The sequence below is a fragment of the Aetokthonos hydrillicola CCALA 1050 genome, from assembly GCF_017591665.1.
Classification (GTDB): Bacteria; Cyanobacteriota; Cyanobacteriia; order Cyanobacteriales; family Nostocaceae; genus Aetokthonos; species Aetokthonos hydrillicola.
Window position 1 is genome coordinate 1 of the sequence record NZ_JAAKGC010000241.1, and the last position, 3,541, is coordinate 3,541.

4 protein-coding genes are annotated in these 3,541 nt (G+C 38.5%); all 4 read left to right on the top strand.

Annotated elements, in window-relative coordinates; genetic code table 11:
- Positions 1 to 692: response regulator (locus G4P69_RS36295; RefSeq protein WP_208354732.1), on the top strand; the 692-nt coding region annotated here is incomplete at its 5' end.
- A 513-nt stretch (positions 693 to 1,205) separates the two neighbouring features.
- The gene (locus tag G4P69_RS36300) at positions 1,206 to 2,030 is read left to right on the top strand and encodes a CheR family methyltransferase (protein WP_208345267.1); all 825 of its coding nucleotides are present in this window, start codon (positions 1,206 to 1,208) and stop codon (positions 2,028 to 2,030) included.
- A gap of 104 nt (positions 2,031 to 2,134) precedes the next feature.
- Positions 2,135 to 2,719 carry a chemotaxis protein CheB gene (locus G4P69_RS36305; RefSeq protein WP_208345266.1) on the top strand — a complete coding sequence of 195 codons (585 nt, stop codon included), beginning with the start codon at positions 2,135 to 2,137 and terminating at the stop codon, positions 2,717 to 2,719.
- Between the two features lie 158 nt (positions 2,720 to 2,877).
- Positions 2,878 to 3,541: response regulator (locus tag G4P69_RS36310; RefSeq protein WP_208354733.1), on the top strand; the 664-nt coding region annotated here is incomplete at its 3' end.

The window sequence follows — 3,541 nt, forward strand, 5'->3', positions numbered from 1 at the left end:
CTGAAATTCGGAATGGACAATTTGATTGTGTGGTTCTAGATTTAGGACTACCGGATATGAGCGGTTTTGAACTGATTTCACAACTTAAGCAAGAGGCTAATGGTGAAACTTTACCTATCATTATATATACAGCACGGGAACTCACTCGTGCGGAAGATACGGAACTACGGCGAATTGCACAAACAGTCATTATTAAGGATGTGCGATCGCCAGAACGGTTGTTAGATGAAACTGCATTGTTTTTGCATCGTGTTCAAGCAGCATTACCTGCTCCCAAAAGACAAATGCTAGAACAACTGCATTCTTCTCTTGAGATTCTGGTGAACAAGAAAATCCTTATTGTAGATGATGATGTGCGTAATATTTTTGCTCTTACCAGTATGCTAGAGCGTTATCAGGTGGAGGTTTCGTATGCTGAAAATGGATGTGATGGAATTGATGTTTTGCACTCCAAGCCAGATATTGATCTGGTTTTGATGGATATAATGATGCCAGAAATGGATGGTTATGAAACCACTCGGCTGATTCGTCAAGAAAACCAGTTTAAATCTTTACCCATTATTGCACTTACAGCCAAGGCAATGCAAGGCGATCGCGAAAAGTGTATTCAGGCTGGTGCTTCTGACTATATCACCAAACCTGTAGACACAGAGCAGTTACTTTCTCTTTTGCGTGTTTGGCTTTATAAATAGAAAGGAGTCAGGAGTCAGAATACAGGAGTCAGAATGCACAAACCATAAAGGGATGGTGCTTTAGGAAAAGTTTAAACCACTCCGCACGTCCACTCATAGACGAGGTTTTAACCAGTATTTATCATTCTGACTTCTGACTCCTGACTCCTGAATTCTTCTTCATAAATTTCTACTCTGAGCAGATCCGAAGATCTTCTGTTAGGAAGAAAATTCTACTTGAAAGTGTGGTTATCCTCATTCGCTTTCAATTTCTGCTTTCCGTGTTTGGCTTGCTTTCCATCCTGAGATATAAGGTCGTATTGTAACTTCTAGAAATAGATGGATGCAACTATTAACTTTAAGACGCTATAAAAGGATAGTGTCAGACTTACTAACTACTATAAGAATCAAGATGTTCGGAATTTTTAGTCATTTACTGCTGACTATAGCAATCCTAAATTTTTCATAAAAAAAATCTACAACAAGAGTGCCCATTCCCTATTACCTCCGTTCATAACAATACACACCTTTATTATGCATAAGGAGCAGCTTGAAGATATTGAAATTGAATTACTATTAGAAGGCATCTTTCGTTACTACGGATTTGATTTTAGAAATTATGCCTTAGCTTCAATCAAACGCCGGATTTGGAGCGCAGTTTATGCAGAAGGTTTGACCACCATCTCTGGACTACAGGAAAAAGTTCTTCACAACCCTGAATGTATGGAAAGATTGCTGTATAGGCTCTCGGTGAACGTAACCTCGATGTTCCGAGATCCTAGCTTCTTTCTTACCTTTAGAAACAAAGTCGTCCCTGTACTCAAAACTTATCCTTTCATTCGCATTTGGCACGCTGGATGCTCTACTGGTGAAGAAGTTTATTCTATGGCAATATTGTTATACGAAGAAGGGCTTTACCACCGTTCTCGTTTATACGCTACTGATATTAATGAAGTATCTTTACGGAAAGCAAGATCTGGAATTTTTCCGTTAGAATTAATGAAAGAATATACTCAAAATTATTTGTTATCAGGAGGCAAAAGATCATTTTCAGAATATTACACCGCTGCATATGAAAATGCTATATTTTCTTCATTTTTAAAAGAAAATATAATTTTTTCACAACATAATTTAGTAACAGACAACTCTTTCAACGAGTTTAATATTATTGTTTGCCGTAACGTCTTAATTTATTTTGATAAAGTTTTACAAAAACGAGTCCATAATCTCTTCTATGACAGTCTCATTATGTTTGGGATTTTGGGCTTAGGACGCCAAGAATCAATTAAGTTTACACCCCAAGAAGAAAAATATGAAGAATTAGAAAGAGGCGAGAAACTTTATCGCAGGATTCACTAAAAACAGTTATCAGTTATCAGTTATCAGTTAACACCGCACCATGGATCTTGAACACTGATAACTGTTGACTGTTCACTGATTCAACCTCCATCCCCGAATAAGTTATGAGTTTTCAACTAATTGTTGTTGGTACATCTTTCGGAGGATTACATGCCCTCCAAATACTACTGAAGGACTTACCAAAAAGCTTTCCAGTACCTATAGCTGTCGTTATCCACCGCCACAAAGCTTCCGATGGAGCAATATTGACAAACTTATTGCAGGATTACAGCCAATTGCTTATCAAAGAAACGCAGGATAAAGAAGATATTATACCTGGGTGTGTATATTTGGCTCCAGCAAACTATCATTTATTAGTAGAAGGGTCAAGAACAGCACCTAAGCATTACTTTGCTTTATCTACAGATGATCCTGTCACTTACGCCAGACCTTCAATAGACGTGCTTTTTGAAACAGCAGCGAATGTTTACGCCGAGAATGTGATTGGTGTACTGTTGACAGGAGCAAATCATGATGGTAGTCACGGACTAGCAAAAATCAAAGCCTATGGTGGAAAAACTGTAGTAGAAGAACCATCAACAGCAGTTTGTGGGATCATGCCTCAAGCAGCCATTATTGCTGGGGTTGCAGACAGAATTCTGCCGCTAGAAGATATTCCAGATTTTTTAGTGAAAATTTGTAACTTTTAATAATGAATTAACCGCTTACTATCACTAGCATTGAAAAAGCTATGAACTAAAAATGAAAATTATGACTTAAGATAGTAGAAATACGTTAGCTATAAGCGTCAAAGTCAAAAGGAAGACGTGAAAACGCCTTACTATCGTCCAGGAAGCATACACAGAAAATGTCGTTTGAACCGAAAGTTAACGTTCTGTTGGTTGATGATCATCCAGAAAATTTGCTGGTTCTAGAGGCGATTTTGGATAGTCTTGGGCAAAATTTGGTGCAAGCTACGTCAGGCGCTCAAGCATTAAGACATCTACTTAACCAAGATTTTGCAGTGATTCTACTGGATGTGCAAATGCCAGAAATGGACGGGTTCGAGACTGCAAATCTCATTCGACAACGAGAGCGATCGCGCTACACACCAATAATTTTCCTCACAGCCTTCAACACCAGCGACAACATGGTCTTTAAAGGATATTCTCTGGGCGCTGTAGATTACCTCTTCAAGCCAATTGAACCAGAAATCTTAAAATCGAAGGTAGCAGCATTTGTTGAGCTATTTCAGAAAACGGCCGAAGTAAAACGACAAGCAGCACAGTTAATAGCGATGAACAACGAGCTGAAAAAACGTGAAGAGATGTTTCGCTCTTTAAGTGCTTGCTCCCCCGTTGGTATTTTTCTTACAGATATTGAAGGTAAATGTACTTATACAAATCCTCGTTACCAGTTTATCTATGGCATAAATCAAGAGGAGAGTTTAAACGAGGGTTGGGTAAAAGCAATTCATCCTGAAGATAGAGGATGGGTAACTACCAGTTGGTATACTGCATGTCAAGAAGGTC